Below are 19,712 nucleotides of genomic sequence, written 5' to 3'. Positions count from 1 at the left end.
TATAAATTAGCCATATTACTTTAATAAATGATGTTTCACTAGATATTGATGTGCTACTTTATCAGCTTGTTTATGCTGGACAGTAACCTGATAGTTCATATCAATCATATCCTGATTGGTAATCTTACCGTCTAAACGAGCCAAACTTTCCTTCACACTTGGATACTTTGTTAGGATGGCTTTTCTAACTAATGGCGCTCCCTGGAATGGTGGGAAATATTGCTTATCATCTTTCAAAGTCACTAACTTATACTGCTTCAATTGTGGATCGGTTGTATAAGCATCAGTAACATCAATTTGTTTATTAACTAACGCTTTATAACGTAAACTCGAAGACATGCTGGTAACTCGTTTAAATTGCAACTGATAAGCTTTTTTCATGCCCGGATATGAATCTTTTAATTCATAAAAATCATGGTCGAAACCAGCTGTTAATTGCGATGACATTTTTGCTAAATCACTCGTTGTTTTCAAATTATACTTTTTAGCATCTGCTTGACGAACGGCTAAAGCATACGTATTTTGATACTTCATCGGTGCTAAATAAGCCAAGTTATCCTGTTCTTTCATCGCACGCTTTGCATCGTTAAAAGCTTGCTTGGGTTGATGGCTAACATGTTCTCCCTTCACCAACGTTTGTAAAACGGTCCCCGTGAATTCGGGATAGATATCAACGTCACCACCCTTTAAAGCTTTATAAATAAAGGTTGTCCCACCAAAATTTGGCTTCAATTTGACATCTAAGCGTGGATTATCTGCTTCAATGAGTTCCTTATATAGATTAATTAGGATTTCTGGTTCACCGCCCAATTTACCCGCGATGGTAATCGTTCCTCTAGGCTGTACGATTGCTTGGCCACCAAAATAAACACCACCTAATGCAACAAGACTCGCCAAAAGAATGCCCATTTTCTTAAGAGACAACTTACCGATTAGTTTGATTCCCCAAGAAAAAATAAGTGCCAATAGTGCTGATAGGATTGCACCCAAAAGTAATTGCGCATTGTCATTAGTTTGGATTCCAATCATAATAAAGGTTCCTAAACCACCACCACCAATCAAAGCTGCTAAGGTGGCTGTTCCAATGACCATAACTGTCGCAATTCGCAACCCTGATAGAATCATTGGCATAGCAAGCGGTAACTGGATTTTGAATAATTTAAATGGCCATGAAAAGCCAAATGCTTCCGTTGCTTCAGTCAAATTCGGGTCAATTTCTGTTAAACCAGCATAGGTGTTTTGAAAAATTGGCATAATCGCATATAATACCAATGCAATAATCGCTGGCACTGTACCAATACCAACAAATGGAATCAGGACTCCCAATACCGCTAAACTGGGGATCGTTTGGATAACACCTGCTATCTGTAAAACAACTTCACCAGCGCGGCGATGCTTCATCAAAGCGATTGCCAACGGTACAGCAATGACAGCTGCGATAAAAATAGCCGCTACTGAAAGTAACACATGTTCACGCAGTGCAACCAAAATATCTGTTGATTGCGTTGTAAATAAATTCATCAAATCATTTAACATCCCATCCCCCTTATTGTTGACCAATATACTGCAACACATCATCCGCCGTTACAACATACTGTTGGTCAATAATGACTTGATCGACTCCACGTAAGGCCATTGCTAGTTCTTGAATTGTTTGTGTTGCTGATAATTGTGTCGTTTGTACGGGATACTCTGAATGTAGCGGATGTAGTAATCCTGCTGACTGCATGTCTGAAATCAGGGTTACGCGTTGATTATCAAATAATGATGAAACTGTTTTGTTCGCTGGTTCACTGATAATTTTGTTTGGTGATCCAACCTGTTCTAAATGACCGTTAACCAACACACCTATTCTAGTTCCTAACCGTAATGCTTCATGCATATCGTGCGTAACAAATAGAATCGTTGGTTTCAATTCCTCATACAAATCCAAAATCAAATCCTGCAACTGCTTTCTTGATAATGGATCAAGGGCACTAAAAGGTTCATCCATTAAAATAATATCTGGCTTTGTAATTAATGCTCTAACAATTCCCACTCGTTGCTGTTCACCACCTGACAATTCGCTCGGCATTCGTGAGCCATATTGTTCATGTGGCAAACCCACCCTATCTAATAGTTGGTTAACTAAAGTTTCTCGTTTATCACGTTTCACTCCTTGGGCCTCTAATAAAATACCAGCATTTTGGGTAATTGTTAGATTAGGGAAAAGGGCAATATTCTGTAGAACATATCCAATATTTTTTCGTAACTTAGCTGTATCAACTTGATTAACATTTATGTCATCAATCAATATTTCACCTGCGGATTGTTCAATCAACCGATTAATCATCTTTAAAATTGTTGTTTTACCGCTACCACTTGGACCAACCAAAACAAAAAACTCACCCGAGGCAACCGTTAAATTTAGTTTATTAACGACCTGTTTTTCTTGGTATGTCTTTACCACATCACTGAATTTTATCATGACCATAACTCCTTTATTCAGCACTTAACTGCCTATCACAAGATTATTTCTTTAAAATCAAAGGAATATAAAAAAGACTGAGTAATAATTAATTATTATCTCAGTCTTCAATACATTATAACTGTTCAAGCTTCTTTTTTAAATGTTGAACTTTTTGCGCAATATCATCCGCTTTCATAATTTCACTCACGACGGAAATGCCAGCAATGCCCGTTCCTTTAAATGTCATGATGCGATCTTCTGTGATGCCACCAATAGCAACGACCGGAATATTAACAGCCGCGGTAATTTCCCGCAGTGTATCAACCGACGTTTGCTTGGTAACAACTTTTGTTTGGGTTGGAAAGATTGCCCCAGTCCCCAAGTAATCTGCGCCTTCTGCTGCCGCTTCCGTTGCACGGGCAACTGTCTTGGCAGAAACACCTAATAATTTTTCCTTGCCAAGTAACTGGCGTGCCACACTAACTGGTAATTCGTCATCGCCAATATGGACCCCACCTGCATCAACCGCTTGGCAAATATCGATTCGGTCATCAATAATTAGTTTCAACCCATAGCGATCTGTTATTTGTTTTACCTTCAAAGCCAGCTCATAGTAATCCCGAGTTGATAAGTTCTTTTCCCGTAATTGTACCAGGGTAACGCCATTGGCACAGGCGGTCTCAACTTTATTTAAGAATTCACTCTCCGTCTCCCCATATCTTGCTGTCACTAAATATAATTGTTTTGCCATTTTTTGTTCCCCTTATTTGATTTGTCCAATCGGTATTATCGATACCTAATAATGAAAGTTCATTTAGAAATAGTTGCCGAAATTCTGCGATGCCTGCCGTAGTTGCCTTAGTTTTCGCCATTTCACCTGAAATGTTGAGATAACTAACCGCTTGAACAGCTGCGTCTTCGGGGGATGCACCAGCACCCAACAACGCTGCCAATAAACCACTTAACATATCCCCTGAGCCAGTAAACCGGTCCAATTCCGGCACACCATTACTTAATATCCAAGCATTGTCCTTAGCCACTACAATATCTTTCGCGCCAGTTGCTACATAAACTGACTCTTGTGGCAACTGTTTCAATGCCACAATCAATCTAGCTAGTTCATCATCAGTCTGGTCTAATGGGCTACCATCAACACCACGACCATTTGTTACTAAACCACATAATGCCCGCATTTCTGAAATATTACCGCGAATAATTGTTGGCTTCTTTTCCATAACAACTTTAGCAATTTGCATAGCTGATTTTGCACTTGCAATGCCCACAACATCAAGCACGATTGGCTCTTTACCATCTGCTACTTCACTCGCAGCCAGTATGCTTTGTTCCTTAGTTGATGATAAGCTACCCAAATTTAATAGTAAGGCATTGGTTTGGCGGATTAAATCATCAAAAGCACGTGTATCCTCAGTCATGATTGGCTTAGCACCAATGTAAAGTAACGCATTTGCGACCGTCTCTACCGAGATAGCATTTGTAATACAATGAATTAGCGGTGCAGTTTGCAACGGAATCTTTATTTTTTTCATTTAACGACATACCCCTTTCCATTAAAAATACGTATCATATCTTTAAACAAAGATATCTTTTTAGCTTGCTGCCAAATGAGCCAGGCTGCCACTGCCCCCATAAGCGTTGCACCTAAGAATCGTGGTGTATACAATAACCAATACAAGTCTGTTTTGGTACCCGTGAAAAGGACCATAACTGGATAAGATAGCAATGAACCGACTATTCCAGTACCAATAATTTCACCAATGATAGAACCGTAAATACTATGCGTCCAGCGGGCCCCAAGGCCTGCTAATAAAGCACCGAAAACAGCCCCCGTCAAAGCCAGTGGTGGAATCCCCATCATCATCATCCGGATAATTCCACAGCAAATCGCCATAATTGTTGCGTACAATGGCCCCATAAGAACACCCGCTAAGATGTTAATCACACTAGACATCGGCGCCATGCCCTCAATTCGTAAGATTGGTGATAGTACAACATCTAACGCAACCATCACCGCTAAATAAGTTATTTTTCTAACTTTTGGATTCATTCTTGTTTTCCCCCGATAAATTTAAGTAATATAATTTCAAAATAATTGGGCAATAAAAAAAGACCTCCCTGCAATAAAAAAATCATCACAAAGAGGCCAATAATTGACACATTTACACAATTCCTACGCTTAAATAACTAAAACAGGTACGAAGGGTCTAGAGTTCTACTCATTCTCAGCCAACTTGGCTCCCCTTTGCGATTATATTTAATTTTTATATTATAATATTACCACACATACTAATAAAATGGTTTTTAAATAATATCGTGATTAAGTACTTGAGTAATATATTTCCAAAATAGTCCATTAGCCTTAGACTCATGGACTTGTTTCATCCTCATAAAACCAAAATCACTTGTCGTATTTGTGGCGATTTTACGTTTAACAATCTGTCCATCATTCGTCATATCAACTCTTTTTTCCATCATTAAGGCGATACCCATACCATTTAGGACCATGTTCAATATGATATCAATTCGTTCACCTTGATAAGCCACCGCAGATGCCAATTGTTTCTTCTCACCAACAGCACCAAACTTATTAAAAATTATTGTTTCCTCGCCTTCAAGTAATAATAATTCTTCTTTCATCAAATCATCTAATGAAATTACACGATTGGCAGATAGTGGATGATTAGCCGGCAACACACAAACTAAATTATCCTGATCAGTCAACAACGTTTCTAATTTGCCATTAACAGCTGGTGTGTAATGACCAAAAATTATATCAGCTTGATTATCTTCTAACGACTGGATCAATAAACTATCTTTCGTTTCAGAGAAATGTAATGTAATTTCGGGATGTCTTTTATGGAAGTCACTCATCAATGAAAAGCCACGGTAATTAGAAAATGTTGGCATCGTATGAATCGTCAATACGTTATCTGATTCAGAATCATGTTGCACCAATGTTTGTTGTAGTGCATCAAACTCATGAATGATTTTTTTGGCATACATTTCAGTAATCCGTCCTGATTCAGTCAATGAAATATGACGATGCTCACGTTTAAATAACTGTGTTTTTAATTCCTTTTCCAAAGACAAAATTTGCTTAGAAATATTACCTTGCGTTGTATACAACCTATCAGCCGTTTCAGAATAATTCCCAGTTTCAGCTAAATCTAGAAAGACCTTAAATTTATGAATATCCATTATGTAGTTCCCCAATTATTACTATTTGGAATAGTCTACCACATTCTAATCAACTTTGTCATAGTGAACTCTTTTACTACCAAAAATAATCCTTACTAAATGAAAAAACTGGGACATCAGATAATGTCCCAGTTCCTTTATTTATTATTTTAAAATTACTTCTCAGAAATTGCTGCAATTCCAGGCAATGTCTTACCTTCTAGGTATTCAAGAGAAGCACCACCACCAGTTGAAATGTGGCTCAACTTATCAGCAACACCCAATTGTTGAACGGCGGCAGTTGAATCACCACCACCAACAATTGTCGTTGCACCATTCTCAGTTACATTAACTAATTCTTCACCAATAGCTAATGTACCCTTGGCAAAGTTATCCATCTCGAATACACCCATAGGTCCATTCCAGACAACTGTCTTGGCACCGGCAAGCACTGACTTAAATAGTTCAACTGACTTAGGACCAATATCAAGACCCATGTAGCCATCTTTAATGTCACCTTCTGCAACATATGAGTCAGCATCGTTAGCAAACTTATCAGCAGCAACCGCATCAACAGGTAATACCAACTTTTCACCAGCGTCAGCAATTAATTGCTTAGCAAGTTCAACTTTGTCTTCCTCGTATAATGAGTTACCAATCTTTTCACCCTTTGCAGCGGCGAAAGTATAAGCCATTCCACCACCAACAATAACTTTGTCAGCCTTTTCCAACAAGTTTTGAATAATGGTAATCTTATCAGAAACCTTAGCACCACCAATGATGGCAACAAATGGACGCTCTGGATTTTCAACAGCACCACCCAAGAACTTAATCTCTTTTTCCATCAGGTAGCCGGCTGCTGTTTGAGCAACGTTTGCGGCAATCCCAGCATTAGATGCGTGTGAACGGTGAGCAGTACCAAAGGCATCGTTTACGAATACATCACCTAATGATGCCCAGTAAGCACCTAAGTCAGGATCATTCTTTGATTCGCGCTTAACAACCTCACCATCAACAACGTCAGCATAACGAGTGTTTTCGAAAATCAACACTTGGCCATCTTCTAACTTGTTAATTGAATCTTCCAATTCTGGACCTTCAATAGCTGGTACAAAAGTTACAGGTTGACCAAGTAGATCAGCCAAACGTTGTGCAACAGGCTTCATTGATAGAGCAGGCTTATCATCTTCACTCTTAATACGTCCTAAGTGTGAGAACAATACTGCACGACCACCTTGTGACAACACATACTTAATCGATGGTAGTGCTGCAACAATACGGTTATCGTTTGCCACTTCTTGTTGTCCGTCAACTTCCTTTAGGGGAACATTGAAGTCAACACGCATTAATACTTTTTTACCCTTTAATTCTAGGTCTTCAACTGTTAATTTTGCCATGGAATCCCTCTTTCTTTTTACTTCAAATACTACAAATCTTATATAAAAAACGGGCGGTTCAGACTATTACTAAACCACCCGTTTTCAATAATAGTTAAGTAACTATTAAAGTGTTGCTAAGTGCAACAAAGTACGGATCATGTTTGAAGTGAAACCATACTCGTTATCATACCAAGCAGCAGTTTGTACTAATTGCTTATCACCAACAGTGATAACCTTAGTCAAAGTTGGATCATATACGGCACCGTGTGTGTCGCCAATCATATCAGATGAAACAATTTCATCATCATTGTATCCAAATGAAGCATTCTCATACTTCTTAACTGCTTCGTTAACTTCTTCAGCAGAAACAGTCTTTGACAATACAGATGTCAACTCAGTAACAGAACCGTCAACAACACCAACACGTTGTGCGTGACCATCCAACTTACCAGCAACTGATGGAACAACTAGACCAATAGCCTTAGCAGCACCAGTTGAGTGAGGAATTGTGTTTACAGAAGCTGCACGGTTTGAGCGCATCTTCTTACCCTTAGGTCCATCCAAAATCATTTGTGTACCAGTAAAGGCGTGAACAGTAGTCATCAAACCAATTTCAATACCAAATTCCTTGTCCAAGGCGTTTGCCAATGGTGCAAGTGATTGCGTGGTACATGAACCAGCAGAAACAATGTTGTCGTCTGCAGTCAATGTGTCTTGGTTAACACCGTAAACAACAGTTGGTACGTTTCCAGCTGGTGCTGAAACCAATACCTTCTTTGCTCCGGCGTCCAAGTGTGCTTGTGACTTTTCTGCTGATGTATAGAAACCAGTTGATTCCAATACAATCTCAACACCGTCATTAGCAACCCACTTCAAGTTAGCTGCATCGCGCTCAGCGTATACATGGATCTTCTTACCGTCAACGACAATACCATCTTCGTCAGCTGAAACTTCAGCGTCCAAAGTACCATGAGTTGAATCATACTTCAACAAGTATGCCAACATAGCAGGATTAGTTAAATCGTTAATTGCAACAACTTCAATGTCGTCCGCTGTACCCTTCAATTCAAGAATACGACGAAATGCCAAACGACCAATACGGCCGAAACCGTTGATACCAATCTTAACAGTCATATTATTAAGATTCCTCCCAGAAAAAAATTCTTTTGTAACGTTTCTACATGGAATATTATACGACTTTGTTTACAATTTCGCAAACAAACGTACAACTATTGTTATGCTTTAATTTCATACAATTTGAAATTAAACCCTGCTACAGATGAACTACTTAGCGTTCACTAAGTCTAAACCCATCCGTTACATGTATTATACGATAGATAGGTAGAAACTGCGTCATATTTGCTTGAATATTAATTCACTTAATTCTTTGATTGACTAAGAAACGACAATTTATAATTATCAGCTTTTTTAACGTTTATCCGGCTTATTATTATATAAAGTTGACGAAATTGTGAAAACACAAACTTTACTTACCTAATAAAATACGATGTGCCTCTTTGCCATCAACACCACCTAACCTAATTAGGCTATAACGCAATAATAACTTGATGCCACGTACTACCCGATGAACATTACCATCAATTAGAAATTCAATCATTGAAATAAATGCCATTACAGCAATCCACGCACTTGTCAGTGTCCCCAAAATTATTAAGAACGAAATCATATCATTACTCATAAACTGCCTCCTGACAATTAGTTTAAACTTAATGTAATTTGTTAATTAAAGTCCTAAAGGAATCCCTTTAGGACTATTTATAGTATATATTAACTTTAACCTAATTTCAAGAGGTCGACTGCTTTAATTTAATAGTCCGTTCCTTCTATATAAGTTAACTGTTTCTTGAGCAAAATCTAACGGATACCCCAAATACTCACATAACATCCAGGCTTCAAAAGGTTGGTCTTCATATTCATGAGCAATTCTCATCATTACTTTTTCCGGCGTCATATACTTGATCACTGACTCGCGAGCGACGATTTCGTCGTTATGAGCAAGCGTAGCATCATAATCCATATGATTGCCAATATCCGAAATTGCATGGTGATATTCCTCAACCAAAGTTTTCGCTTTATCAAAGGTCGACAATGTTTTATCAATAAAGATATATGCCTTATCACCTTTTAAATAAGCAACACCATCTAAGCCTGAATTTTCTTTTAAAGGCATTGTATCTAGAATAACCGGTGTCATCCCCAAACTAATGAGATCATTTTCCACCCTAATTAATAGATCATCATAACTATCTGTTCCCATTCCGATCCTCGTAGTCAGCAATTAATCCTTCTATATAAGACTTAGCCCTGTCAATCACGCGTGAACGTTCTTCATCAGGTAATCCGGAAATATCCAGTCCCCAATGTGCAGCCATTAATACAGGTTCATCAGTTACGGTCGACTGCGAAGTTTGATTTGGCTCCTCAACAAGATCTGACTTTGATACGCCAAAGAAATCAGCCATCGCTTCGATTTTATCAATTCTAGGATACGTTTTCCCGTTTGACCAATCAGAAATAGTTGCAGTTGATACACCAATGACCTCAGCCAGATGAGCAGCCGTCATTTCATTTTGTTTAATGTATCTTTTTATATTCCGGCCCATCGTGGCCTTTCCTTCTGATGATGCCATATTTTCCACCTTTTCTATGTTCATTTTTTTGAATTTAATTTTATTTTTATAACTATTATGATAAAGCTAAACTTAACAAATTGCAAGGTTTAACCTAACTAATAGCTTTGACAAGCTCTTTGCTAGTCTTGCAAATACTATTTTAATAGGCTATAATTTAACCTGTTGTGGACCCGTAGTGTAATGGATATCACGTTGGATTCCGGTTCCGGAGATGAGGGTTCGATTCCCCCCGGGTTCATAGTAAAGTTTAGAAATGCCTTTGTATCAGTTTTTAAAGGCTTTATAGTAAGGCTACTTGCACCAAAGAAACACCGAGTAGAGCAGTTCTATTCCATTAAATTCCGCTGAAAAATGACTTCCAGTGTATTAATCGGGACTACCTACTGAACAAATATGTCGCTATTCATGGATGTGAGTAGCGTTTTTATTTTGCCCTTAAACGATATGCCCTTTAGCAATTTCATCTTTACAACGATTCTCCCACCTTGTGAGGGTGGTCCATCTAAAGATTCATTCACAATTACCATAGTAGGCTTTAATTATATAATTTGCTCATAGAATATGTTTATATAACATTTTATGGCGAAAAATTCAGTAGTGAACTGACTAGTTTGTCAATCAAGACAATTACATAATGAGAACAACCATACTTGCTATGTCACATAGTTCAACATAGACCGTTATTAATTATGAGTATCTAAATAAAAAAACACCAGCAAATAAATGCTAGTGTTTGCCAAAACTATGGTTGTCGTTAATATCTATAACTATTTTTAACAAAGATCGCGTTACCTTATCACATATTATTTGAATAAGATTACAATACCACCTACGCGCTTTGGCACTTCTAGTACCAAAGCTGGTACATGATATTAGTCACCGCTATCAAAATATATAACAAAGACTTCCAGTAGCTCATACAAACTACTGATGTTCATCTAATATCATTAAAATTAAAGCAATATTTACTATTGACCAGAATAGATTAATACCAACTCCGAAGAGATGAATTTTTAAAACCCACAAATGCTCTGATATGGAAATTAATAATAAAATTATTAACCAAAAAGAACTTTTTTTAAATATACGCATCTAATATTTTTACCTTTAAATTTACTTATAACAACTTATTTATTAAAACCATTCAACTAAAAAATATAGATGAACGCCCACACCGATGAAATGACTTTCGCCTTTCTGTGGCTCATCCCCTTGTAAGTTAGCTCTTCATAGGCTCTGCGGTACCCGTCTATGTATGGTATAGAGAGCAGAGCAATGATGACTATCACAATAACAAGGATGATTAATAGATTAACTACCATATTGCCTCCTTATATCATGGTTACTATTGTTGCAATTCCTAATAGCACACCTAACAAGCCTAGAAAAATAAACCAAAAGTTTGGGGTGTCCCTATACCTGATAATACTAAACGCAACATAGACAACGCTTATTATCATAAACACCCATTGCCAGCCAGTGATTATATACAACATCAGTAGTACACCAGCGATTATCATGCTAAAGTCTTTTATGAATTTCATATCTTTTTGTCACGTCTATCCGCTATCAATTTCTCCAATTCTTCCAAATCATCTTCAGTTGCCAGCTTTCGAATGAACGATCGTGCGTAAGTACTATATTGTAAATACTTAGCATGTTCTTTATTCTTGTCTTGCCAACGCTTGTTTGCTTCAGTTTGCGCGTTCTTTTCTGTCATTACTAAAAATCTTTCACCGTTAAGACAATAGTTAAAGTAACCAATATTATTGTTAATACTACTTTAGCTATTATGTTGGCCCACCTTAATTTTTCATCTCTACTCATAACGAAGTATTTCCTCCATATAGAATATCGTACTATATATAAAACAACACCAACAAGTTTTTCTTGCTGGTGTTGTTTTATTATTTGTATTGATAGTATTGCAATTCAAAATAAATGCACTATCTGTTATTTTTCAATTATTGAAAGGCCTCAATATGTGCTCGATTATCTAATGAATTGACGAACGCCGATACGCGCCCATCCCCTTCAGCTGATAATAAAGTTTTAGCATCCCCCTGTGCAACGATAGCACCATCTTCAACAAAAATTGCTTGATTTGCAATTTGTCGTGCAAATTCAATTTCGTGTGTGACAATCACCATCGTAATATTTTGCAAGGCTAATGTTGCAATCGTATTTAAAACACTAGCTACCAATTCTGGATCTAAAGCTGACGTTGGCTCATCAAACAACACAACTTTAGGTTTTGAAACCAATGCCCGAGCAATGGAAACACGCTGTTGCTGACCACCTGATAAAGTAACTGGATATTGATCAGCAATCTGCTCTAGTCCTAAATTGGCTAAGGTCTGTTGCGCAATTTTCTCTGCTTCATCAAATTTAGCGATTTTATTATAAATCAATGGAGACATCACATTTCCTAAGGCCGTTAAATTTTTAAATAAATTAAACTGTTGAAAGACCATTGTTGATTTGTCACGTATTTTTCTAGTAGTGTCTTTTGAAATATGGTTAGCCGTTGCTAAAACACCATCAACTTCAATCGTCCCCTCACTTGGAACTTGTAATAAATTCAATGTACGTAACAGGGTCGTTTTCCCAGAACCACTCGGACCAACAATCGCCGTGACTGACCCTTCTGGAATATCCAAATCAATATTCCTTAGCACCTGTTTTTGTCCAATTTTAACTGACAGATTTTTTAATTGTATCAATGTCATTTGTAATCCTCCTATAGGGTGCTCCTAGTGAATTCTCAATAATTCGTTGTAACCATGAATAAATAATAATCAGTACCCAATAAATCAAGCCAACCGCAACGTAGACTTCAAAAAATTTTAATGATGCACTTGCTAAAAGCTTACCCTGAGCAAATATTTCAGTAACACCTAGTGCAAAGGCTAAAGAAGTTTCCTTGAGTAAAGATACAAATGTATTTCCTGTGGCAGGTAATGCATTGAGGGCAGCTTGTGGTAAGACGATATTCAAGAAAATTTTAGAATTGCGAAAATTCAGCGATTTACCGGCTTCAATTTGGCCTTGATCAACGGAGGCAATTCCTGCTCTAAATATTTCAACTAAATAAGCGGATTCTTTAATACCCAGGCCCACAATTGCTGCCGTTGTTGCCGGTACACCCTTAAAGATTGGCATAATTTGAGGTAGTCCATAATAAACAATGAATAGTAAAACCAGTGTCGGAATCCCACGGAAAAAAGAAACATATAATTTAACTAACCACTTTACAGGCCGCACATTAACTAGTTGTAGCAGCGTTAACAGGACACCACAAATCACAGCAATCAACATTGCGATAATAGCCATTAACAACGTTAGTGGCACATATTTTATAAGCTGTGGAAATAAGTTAACAAAATAACTCCAATCAAATTTCATATAAAATAAACTCCCTAACTTACTTCTTTGATATTACTTGCGTCATATCGTACCCAAAATATTTATCTGAAATTTTATTTAGGGTACCGTCCGCCTTGATTTTCTTTAATCCTTTATTAAAGACCGCTCTAGATTTATGTCCTGCCTCGTCGTCCTTAAAAGGATAAGCGATTGCTTGCGGTGATGATGCGTCTTCATCAATCACGCGCCATTTAAGATCTTGCTGTTTAATCAGAGCGCTTAATGTTCCTCGAGAGTACAACAAGCCATCAACTCTATCAGTGATTAATGCTTGCACAGCCTGATCACGAGTCTCATAAACTTTGATTTTAACTTGAGGATCATATTCTTTTAGCGTTTCAATGAAATTGTTTCCAGCCCCACTTGTAGCAACCGTTTTGCCCTCAAGTTCTTTAATCTGCTGATAATGTGTCCCATTTTTAACGGCGATATTAGTTGTTTCTTTATTATATTTGTCTGAAAAAATATACTTTTTTCTACGTTCAGGCGTAGCGCCAATATCATTAGCGATTGTATCGACACGACCAGCATCAACCTGACCAAAGACCCCATCGAAATCAGTCGTTGTGAACTTCACCTTATAGCCCTCTGCTTTCGCAGCCGCTTGTGCAATCTCGACATCATACCCTGTTAACTTGCCATTTTCTTTATACGCATTTGGAAAAATCGTACCAGCGGTAGCAATCTTAATGGTTTTGTTATTAGAATCGGTTTTTGTCGTACTCTTTTTGAATAATAGCGCACCACCAACGACAATAGCGACGATAATTACTAAACTGATGACCCATAATGTATAATGATGTTTTTTCATAATTTAATTTCCACCTAAGTTTTTTATAAATCCAAATCTAAATATTCAATATCTTCTCTTTCGGTAAAGCCGTGATGTTGCCAAAAACTTTTGCCTTCCTGATTATCAACGACCACAAATAAACCAATTTTCTTAATATTTTGACGACGGAATCCTTTTTTCACATGATTAATTAATTCAGTCGAGATATGATATCCTTGGTAATCTTTCGCGACCGCAACGTGATACAAATATCCCTTGCGGCCATCGGTTGCACCCAAAGCTGTGCCGACGACCTTTTCACCTTCACCTTCAACGGCAACAAAACATAGACCTGGGTTAGCCTGAATAACTTGTGCGATGCCTTGTGCCGAATTATCGAGGGACGCTAAATTCATTCCGGGAACAGACTCCCAAAGTCTGTATGCTGAATCATAATCTGCTGCTGTCATTTCTCTAATCAATACCATATACTTTCCCCTAAAGATTCATAATTTAATTTCATGGCTACTTTGATGACCATCAATAATCGCTAACGCATCATCTAATGATTGTTTGACCATGTTTTCAACGGCAATATCAGTAAAGAAGCCAATATGTGGTGTTAATAAGACGTTTGGTAGTTCTCTTAATGTGTTATATAGTGCTTCTGGTGTCTCATCTTCAAATTTCAAATTAAAAATATTAGTTTCACCTTCAACAACATCCAGAGCCGCACCAGCCAGTTGCTTGTGTTGCAATGACGATAACAATGCTTGCGTATCAACAACCGGTCCTCTTGAATCATTAATAAAGAATGCTGTATCTTTCATCAATGCAAATTGTTTTTCACCAATCATATGAAAGTTCTGCTCTGCATAGTAAACATGACTGGTGATAATATCAGACTTTTTATATAGCTCTTCTTTAGAAGTATATGTAAGGTTTCCCTTCAAGTCTTCTCTAGGAGCAGTGATATCGTTTCCTAATACCGTTGCTCCTAAGGCGTGAAAAATTTTCGCAACCGTTGCGCCAATACGACCAACACCAACAATACCAATTGTTAGTTCAGATAATTCGCGGGATCTTAATCCATTAACAACATAGTCATTATGATTCAATCGCTCATTAAACTGCGGCACATGACGAATTAATTGCATGGTCTGTGCTAAAACCAATTCCGCTACAGCTGACGGAGAATATGACGGCACATTTGTAATTTTGAGTCCATTTTCTTTGGCCCACTGCAAGTTAACAGAATCAATCCCCGCCGATCGAATTGCCAACTGCTTAATGCCAAATGTATGTAGTTTTCTATATAAATCGGGAGTATTGCTCAAAATACTTCTTTGCTTGTAAACAACCCCATCATATCCTTTTGCCCAATCGATCGTACTATCGTGCAATTCATCAGGAACACTATCAACATGAATTTTATGTTGGTCTGCCCACTCATCAATGAAAGCCTGTTCGTCATCACGGACATGATATACAAGAATCTTTTTCATTAGTTACTGCCTCCCTATTCCCCAATCATCCTTATCAATTTAACAGGATTATCTCTTCTAAAATTCAAAACACTTATTATTAAATCGTTCATCTAATTAGTCTTCTCAGTATTAAAGTAATCTAGCAAGCTTTTGGCGCTTTGAACAAAATAATCAATAGCTGGCTGTATTGTGCCATCCTTTCCCACAAAATGAGGGTCATGTAAGTCCGCTGCTGCAGCTTGTCCATTTGATCCGATAAAAGCAAAAGTACCTGGAATTTCTGCTTCAAATGTGGCAAAATCTTCCCCCGTCATCGTTAGTTCCGGCGTGCTGACTGGTGACGTCAGACCATTTTTTACAACATTCGTAATAATCGGATCATTTTTAATAGGATAAGCACCAATGCTCCAATCAATATCTGCTGTTTGTCCAAAGGCAGCGGCTGTATTTTGCACAATTTCGTAAAATCTTTTTTTCACCAAAGCCGTATTTTCATCTGAAAAAGTTCTAACAGTACCTTCAAAGGTTGCAGTATCTGGCAACACATTCCATGTTTCACCAGCCCGAACCTTAGTCACGCTAACGACTACAGCATCAAAAGGATTGCTGGTTCGACTCACAATAGTTTGCAGTTGTGAAATAATAGCCGCTTGTACAACAATTGGATCTTTACCCTTTTCAGGACGTGCACCATGTGATACTGCGCCATGAATATTTACAATAAAGCGATAACAACCTGCCATCAACGGACCTTTCTGCAGCGCAATTTGGCCGACCGGAAGATTCGGGTTATTATGAAATCCTACAATTGCTTGCACACCATCTAAAACATGCTTTTCAAGCACTTGGTCACCACCATGACCAGCTTCTTCAGCAGGCTGAAATAATAATCTAATGGTTCCTTTTAACTCAGTCTTTTGTTTATTCAACAGATATGCCGCCCCTAGTAAACTCGAAAAATGAAGATCATGTCCACAGGCATGCATCACACCGACATTTTCTGACTGATAAGATAATTCAGACGCTTCTTTTACAGGCAAAGCGTCAATATCCGCACGCAAAGCAATCATTGGTCCTGAATCATCACCTTTAATTTCTGCCAATAATCCTGTATTTAAATCTGTAGATACGATTGGAATCCCCCAATTTGTTAAAATTTCCGATATCTTTTCAGTTGTTTTAAACTCTTGATTAGATAATTCAGGATGACTGTGAAACTCATGTCTTAATCTAATAATTTCTGTTAATACTTCATCGTTATTCATCTTATTGTTCCCCTTTAAAACCGCTGTCATGCATTGTCATGTGTTTATCAAAATATTTATCCCTTTACAGCATCAAAATTACGCAAATTAGGCACATCCAATCTATTAGCAATGACGTTTAATTCATCAAATGTTCGTTGATCAATGGCAATCCCTTTTACTTGGTTTTCTTCATAAGCATGAATTTCCTTATCACCAGGAAGCGTTATCGGTTCTTCTGATAGATGTGACATGTGACGCATCCTAGTTAACATCTGTGACAAATTGTTTTCTGTTTCATCGAGTGATCCAAATAGACACGGGTCCAGTGCCAAAAAGAAATGGCTAAGATCATGATTTTTATTACCTAAATCTGCAGAAATAGAACCTTGCGCTAAGATAGCCGTTAAACATTCAATAATCATTGCATTTCCTAACCCTTTATAGTTTGAATTATCTTCACGTAATCCACCAAGTGGCAAAATACCACCAATGCGATTATCTCTTGAAAGATCGTCTAAAATTGTCTGGGGATCCTTTTGTTGCTGATAGTTCCCATCAACAGCCCACTCACCTGGAATTTTTTGATTATTTTTTAACAACACTTCAATCTTCCCCAAAGAAACCGTCGAAGTTGCTGCATCAAATACAAAGGGATCTTTTTTGGTTGGAAACGCAAAGGCCAATGGATTACTCCCTAAAAACGGTTCTCTTGCATTTGGTGGTACCAGTAAAGGATTGGAATTAGTTGCTGCAATACCAATCAAACCTTTTTTTGCGGCCATACGAGCATAATAGCCAGCGGCACCAAAGTGATTGGAGTTTTTCACTACGCCAACCGCAATACCATGACTTTGCGCTTTCTCAATAATTTCGTTCATGGTAAAAATCGACACCAACTGCCCCATCGTTTGATTTGCATCTACCAGTAAACTCGTTTCTGTTTGATTGATAATCCGCCAGATAGCATCGGGCATAATATACTTCGCTTGTATTTTCCTATCGTACATTGATAACCGTTGGATACCGTGCGACGTAATACCGCGCAAATCTGCATCTATTAAACTAGCTGCTATTAAAGAACTATTTCTTTTTGAAAATCCGTAACCATTAAATATTTGTTCCACAAATTGTGTTGCTTGCTTTGCATCTAATCTCAAATTGCTCATCCACCCCCTCACCAGTTAACCTAAGTTGCTGTTTAATCATTGAAATTATGTTTTACAGGCTGAATTAATCTTTACCATTTACTTTCCTCTCCACACAAAAAGGCCGTCCCTATACAGGTCATACTGCATAGGGACGGCCTTTAACCGTGTTACCACCCATTTTTTATATCAATGTCACCATTGATACCTCTAAAGCACAAACATGCCTGGAACTTTATCGTGTTCCCTACGTATCTCAAGCTTTCACTTTCGATAAATGCTCAGAGCCCATCTTCAAGAAACTTTCTAGTCCATCCTTTCACCATCGATGGTCGCTTTTCACCCTTACTTACTTCTCTACTCTTCTCTTCTACGCAAATAAAATATTAAATTTTAATTAGATTTATTATATTAGAATATAACTTGCTAAAGAATAAATGTCAAATCATTTTTAAACTTGGGATAAGCCAGCACTACTAATCGGAAATAGCGGACGAATGGCAGTCATATCGCAATACTAAAAACGAACCACCATTTTTATTTTTCACATGTATTAACTACATTTACTTAAAAAAGACTTGTTGCTTGATACAAAATATAAAAAGCGGTTGCTAATAAATTAAAATTAATGTATATTTTTGATTATAATATTATTAAACAAAAATGTGATGAAGAGAAGAGTATTTTTCGATTAGTTTGTCCAGAGAAGGTTGTATGCTGAGAAAACCGCAAATAAAAGAAAATGAAGATGAGCTCGGAGCATTAACAATTGTGTAAGCTATTGTTACGTGAAGACCCGTTATCGTCTAACTTATGTTTGTAAGTTGTAGAGATACTTTTTGCGAGAAAAGTATGAATAAAGGTGGTAAAACGAAGCTTTCGTCCTTTTTAAGGACGGAAGTTTTTTTATTGCCTTTTATTTTATAATATTTAATTTTTTTATATTCAGGGGGATCTATTAATTGAAAAAACTAGAAAAGCTTCAAATTTCAGGTGGTTATTTATGAATTATTGACCCGTATCCGCACCGCAAGTTGCCCGTAAATTTTTAAAATAATACAAGATAAAAGAGGAAAATATTATGAACAAAGCAGTCAAATATTCACTTAGTGCATTAGTTGTTATTGGTATTGGCGTTGGCGGATACTATGCTTTCAATGGTGGTGCTGATAGATCAAAGACGGTCACTGTTGGTGTTGTAGGAACATCAGACAAGGATACAAAAATTTGGGACACTGTCAAAAAAGAAGCCAAAGATAAATATAATTTGACCGTTAAAACAAAGGAATTTACCGATTGGAACCAGCCTAATAAAACCGTTGCGAATGGCGAAATTGATGCTAACGCTTTTCAAACGCAAGACTTTTTAAACCAATATAACAAAGCTAATGGCAATAAATTAACTTCTGCTGGTAAGACCATCATTACCCCACTTCGCTTATATTCTAAAAAGGTAAATTCTGTTGATGAAATTAAAAACGGTGCTACAATAGCAATTTCCAATGATGCTGCCAATGAGGCACGTGGACTGAAACTATTACAAAGTGCCGGATTAATTAAACTTGATTCTGGTAAGTCACTTGCGCAAGTAAAAGATATTACATCAAATCCTAAAAATCTAAAACTTAAAGAAGTTGATGGTAGCCAGACCGCTCGTTCTCTAGACAGTATTGACGCAGCCGTGGTAAATGGTGGCTTTGCCTCTTCAAGTAAGCTTAGCCTAAAATACTCTCTATTCAAGGAAGAGCTAAATAAAGATACCGAGCCATATATTAACGTCATCGCAATTGCTAAAGAAAATAAAGACAAACAAGAATATAAGGATCTTGTAAAAGCCTATCAAACTAAGAGCGTTAAACAACAAATCAACAAGGCATACGGTCAATTCGAAATACCTGCATGGGACTTAAAGCTATCAGATTAATTGATAAATTATTACTTGCATCACGCTCATCTTA

Annotated in this window: 20 protein-coding genes, 1 tRNA gene and 1 riboswitch; of the genes, 2 read left to right on the top strand and 19 right to left on the bottom strand. The window is 37.4% G+C overall.

Annotated elements, in window-relative coordinates; genetic code table 11:
- Window positions 1–15: 15 nt before the first annotated feature.
- From FOL01_RS03145 to FOL01_RS03095, 11 genes are all read right to left on the bottom strand, one after another.
- Window positions 16–1,536, bottom strand: a complete 1,521-nt coding sequence (locus FOL01_RS03145) for an ABC transporter permease/substrate-binding protein (RefSeq protein ID WP_075269292.1) — start codon at window positions 1,534–1,536, stop codon at window positions 16–18.
- Between the two features lie 10 nt (window positions 1,537–1,546).
- Window positions 1,547–2,467, bottom strand: a complete 921-nt coding sequence (locus FOL01_RS03140) for an ATP-binding cassette domain-containing protein (protein WP_075269291.1) — start codon at window positions 2,465–2,467, stop codon at window positions 1,547–1,549.
- Window positions 2,468–2,582: 115 nt separating this feature from the next.
- The gene (thiE, locus tag FOL01_RS03135; RefSeq protein WP_075269290.1) at window positions 2,583–3,200 is read right to left on the bottom strand and encodes a thiamine phosphate synthase; all 618 of its coding nucleotides are present in this window, start codon (window positions 3,198–3,200) and stop codon (window positions 2,583–2,585) included.
- A complete protein-coding gene (gene thiM, locus FOL01_RS03130; protein WP_075269289.1) occupies window positions 3,148–3,996 on the bottom strand; it encodes a hydroxyethylthiazole kinase in 849 nt (282 codons plus the stop codon). Before thiM ends, thiE begins: the two co-directional genes overlap by 53 nt.
- Window positions 3,993–4,514: an energy coupling factor transporter S component ThiW gene (gene thiW, locus FOL01_RS03125; RefSeq protein ID WP_075269288.1), complete on the bottom strand. Its 522-nt coding sequence runs from the start codon at window positions 4,512–4,514 to the stop codon at window positions 3,993–3,995. The genes thiM and thiW overlap by 4 nt, the downstream gene beginning before the upstream one ends.
- A 103-nt stretch (window positions 4,515–4,617) precedes the next feature.
- A riboswitch (TPP riboswitch) is annotated at window positions 4,618–4,719 on the bottom strand.
- 49 nt (window positions 4,720–4,768) lie between these two features.
- Window positions 4,769–5,665: a LysR family transcriptional regulator gene (locus FOL01_RS03120; protein WP_075269287.1), complete on the bottom strand. Its 897-nt coding sequence runs from the start codon at window positions 5,663–5,665 to the stop codon at window positions 4,769–4,771.
- Between the two features lie 155 nt (window positions 5,666–5,820).
- Window positions 5,821–7,041, bottom strand: a complete 1,221-nt coding sequence (locus tag FOL01_RS03115) for a phosphoglycerate kinase (protein ID WP_075269286.1) — start codon at window positions 7,039–7,041, stop codon at window positions 5,821–5,823.
- A 105-nt stretch (window positions 7,042–7,146) separates the two neighbouring features.
- On the bottom strand, window positions 7,147–8,157 hold the full coding sequence (gap, locus tag FOL01_RS03110; RefSeq protein ID WP_075269285.1) for a type I glyceraldehyde-3-phosphate dehydrogenase: 1,011 nt from the start codon (window positions 8,155–8,157) through the stop codon (window positions 7,147–7,149).
- 352 nt (window positions 8,158–8,509) lie between these two features.
- Entirely contained in the window at window positions 8,510–8,722 is a 213-nt protein-coding gene (locus tag FOL01_RS03105) for a hypothetical protein (RefSeq protein ID WP_075269284.1), read from the bottom strand.
- Between the two features lie 123 nt (window positions 8,723–8,845).
- Window positions 8,846–9,301, bottom strand: a complete 456-nt coding sequence (locus FOL01_RS03100; RefSeq protein WP_075269283.1) for a hypothetical protein — start codon at window positions 9,299–9,301, stop codon at window positions 8,846–8,848.
- The gene (locus FOL01_RS03095; RefSeq protein ID WP_075269282.1) at window positions 9,288–9,674 is read right to left on the bottom strand and encodes a helix-turn-helix transcriptional regulator; all 387 of its coding nucleotides are present in this window, start codon (window positions 9,672–9,674) and stop codon (window positions 9,288–9,290) included. The genes FOL01_RS03100 and FOL01_RS03095 overlap by 14 nt, the downstream gene beginning before the upstream one ends.
- A gap of 169 nt (window positions 9,675–9,843) precedes the next feature.
- On the opposite strand from FOL01_RS03095, the gene FOL01_RS03090 reads away from it, so the two are divergent.
- Window positions 9,844–9,915 (top strand) — tRNA-Arg (locus tag FOL01_RS03090).
- Window positions 9,916–11,217: 1,302 nt separating this feature from the next.
- Here FOL01_RS03090 and FOL01_RS03080 read toward each other — a convergent pair.
- The 8 genes from FOL01_RS03080 to FOL01_RS03045 form a co-directional block, all read right to left on the bottom strand.
- On the bottom strand, window positions 11,218–11,397 hold the full coding sequence (locus tag FOL01_RS03080; RefSeq protein ID WP_075269280.1) for a hypothetical protein: 180 nt from the start codon (window positions 11,395–11,397) through the stop codon (window positions 11,218–11,220).
- 244 nt (window positions 11,398–11,641) lie between these two features.
- Entirely contained in the window at window positions 11,642–12,406 is a 765-nt protein-coding gene (locus tag FOL01_RS03075; RefSeq protein ID WP_075269279.1) for an amino acid ABC transporter ATP-binding protein, read from the bottom strand.
- Window positions 12,372–13,082, bottom strand: a complete 711-nt coding sequence (locus tag FOL01_RS03070; RefSeq protein WP_075269278.1) for an amino acid ABC transporter permease — start codon at window positions 13,080–13,082, stop codon at window positions 12,372–12,374. Before FOL01_RS03070 ends, FOL01_RS03075 begins: the two co-directional genes overlap by 35 nt.
- A gap of 19 nt (window positions 13,083–13,101) precedes the next feature.
- Window positions 13,102–13,914 (bottom strand): transporter substrate-binding domain-containing protein, encoded by an 813-nt coding sequence (locus FOL01_RS03065; protein ID WP_075269277.1) that lies wholly within the window; start codon window positions 13,912–13,914, stop codon window positions 13,102–13,104.
- 23 nt (window positions 13,915–13,937) lie between these two features.
- Window positions 13,938–14,363: a GNAT family N-acetyltransferase gene (locus FOL01_RS03060; RefSeq protein ID WP_075269276.1), complete on the bottom strand. Its 426-nt coding sequence runs from the start codon at window positions 14,361–14,363 to the stop codon at window positions 13,938–13,940.
- 18 nt (window positions 14,364–14,381) lie between these two features.
- Entirely contained in the window at window positions 14,382–15,380 is a 999-nt protein-coding gene (locus FOL01_RS03055; protein ID WP_075269275.1) for a D-2-hydroxyacid dehydrogenase, read from the bottom strand.
- Between the two features lie 92 nt (window positions 15,381–15,472).
- The gene (locus FOL01_RS03050) at window positions 15,473–16,657 is read right to left on the bottom strand and encodes an amidohydrolase (RefSeq protein WP_237342644.1); all 1,185 of its coding nucleotides are present in this window, start codon (window positions 16,655–16,657) and stop codon (window positions 15,473–15,475) included.
- Window positions 16,658–16,683: 26 nt separating this feature from the next.
- On the bottom strand, window positions 16,684–17,766 hold the full coding sequence (locus FOL01_RS03045) for an Ldh family oxidoreductase (RefSeq protein ID WP_075270608.1): 1,083 nt from the start codon (window positions 17,764–17,766) through the stop codon (window positions 16,684–16,686).
- Between the two features lie 1,069 nt (window positions 17,767–18,835).
- Between FOL01_RS03045 and FOL01_RS03040 the strand changes: the two genes are divergently transcribed.
- The gene (locus FOL01_RS03040; protein ID WP_075269273.1) at window positions 18,836–19,678 is read left to right on the top strand and encodes a MetQ/NlpA family ABC transporter substrate-binding protein; all 843 of its coding nucleotides are present in this window, start codon (window positions 18,836–18,838) and stop codon (window positions 19,676–19,678) included.
- The last annotated feature ends 34 nt before the right edge of the window (window positions 19,679–19,712 follow it).

It is taken from the genome of Weissella thailandensis (assembly GCF_001932615.1).
GTDB lineage: Bacteria > Bacillota > Bacilli > Lactobacillales > Lactobacillaceae > Weissella > Weissella thailandensis.
The sequence above is the reverse complement of the archived record's forward strand: the minus strand, read 5'-3'. Positions and strand labels throughout refer to the sequence as shown.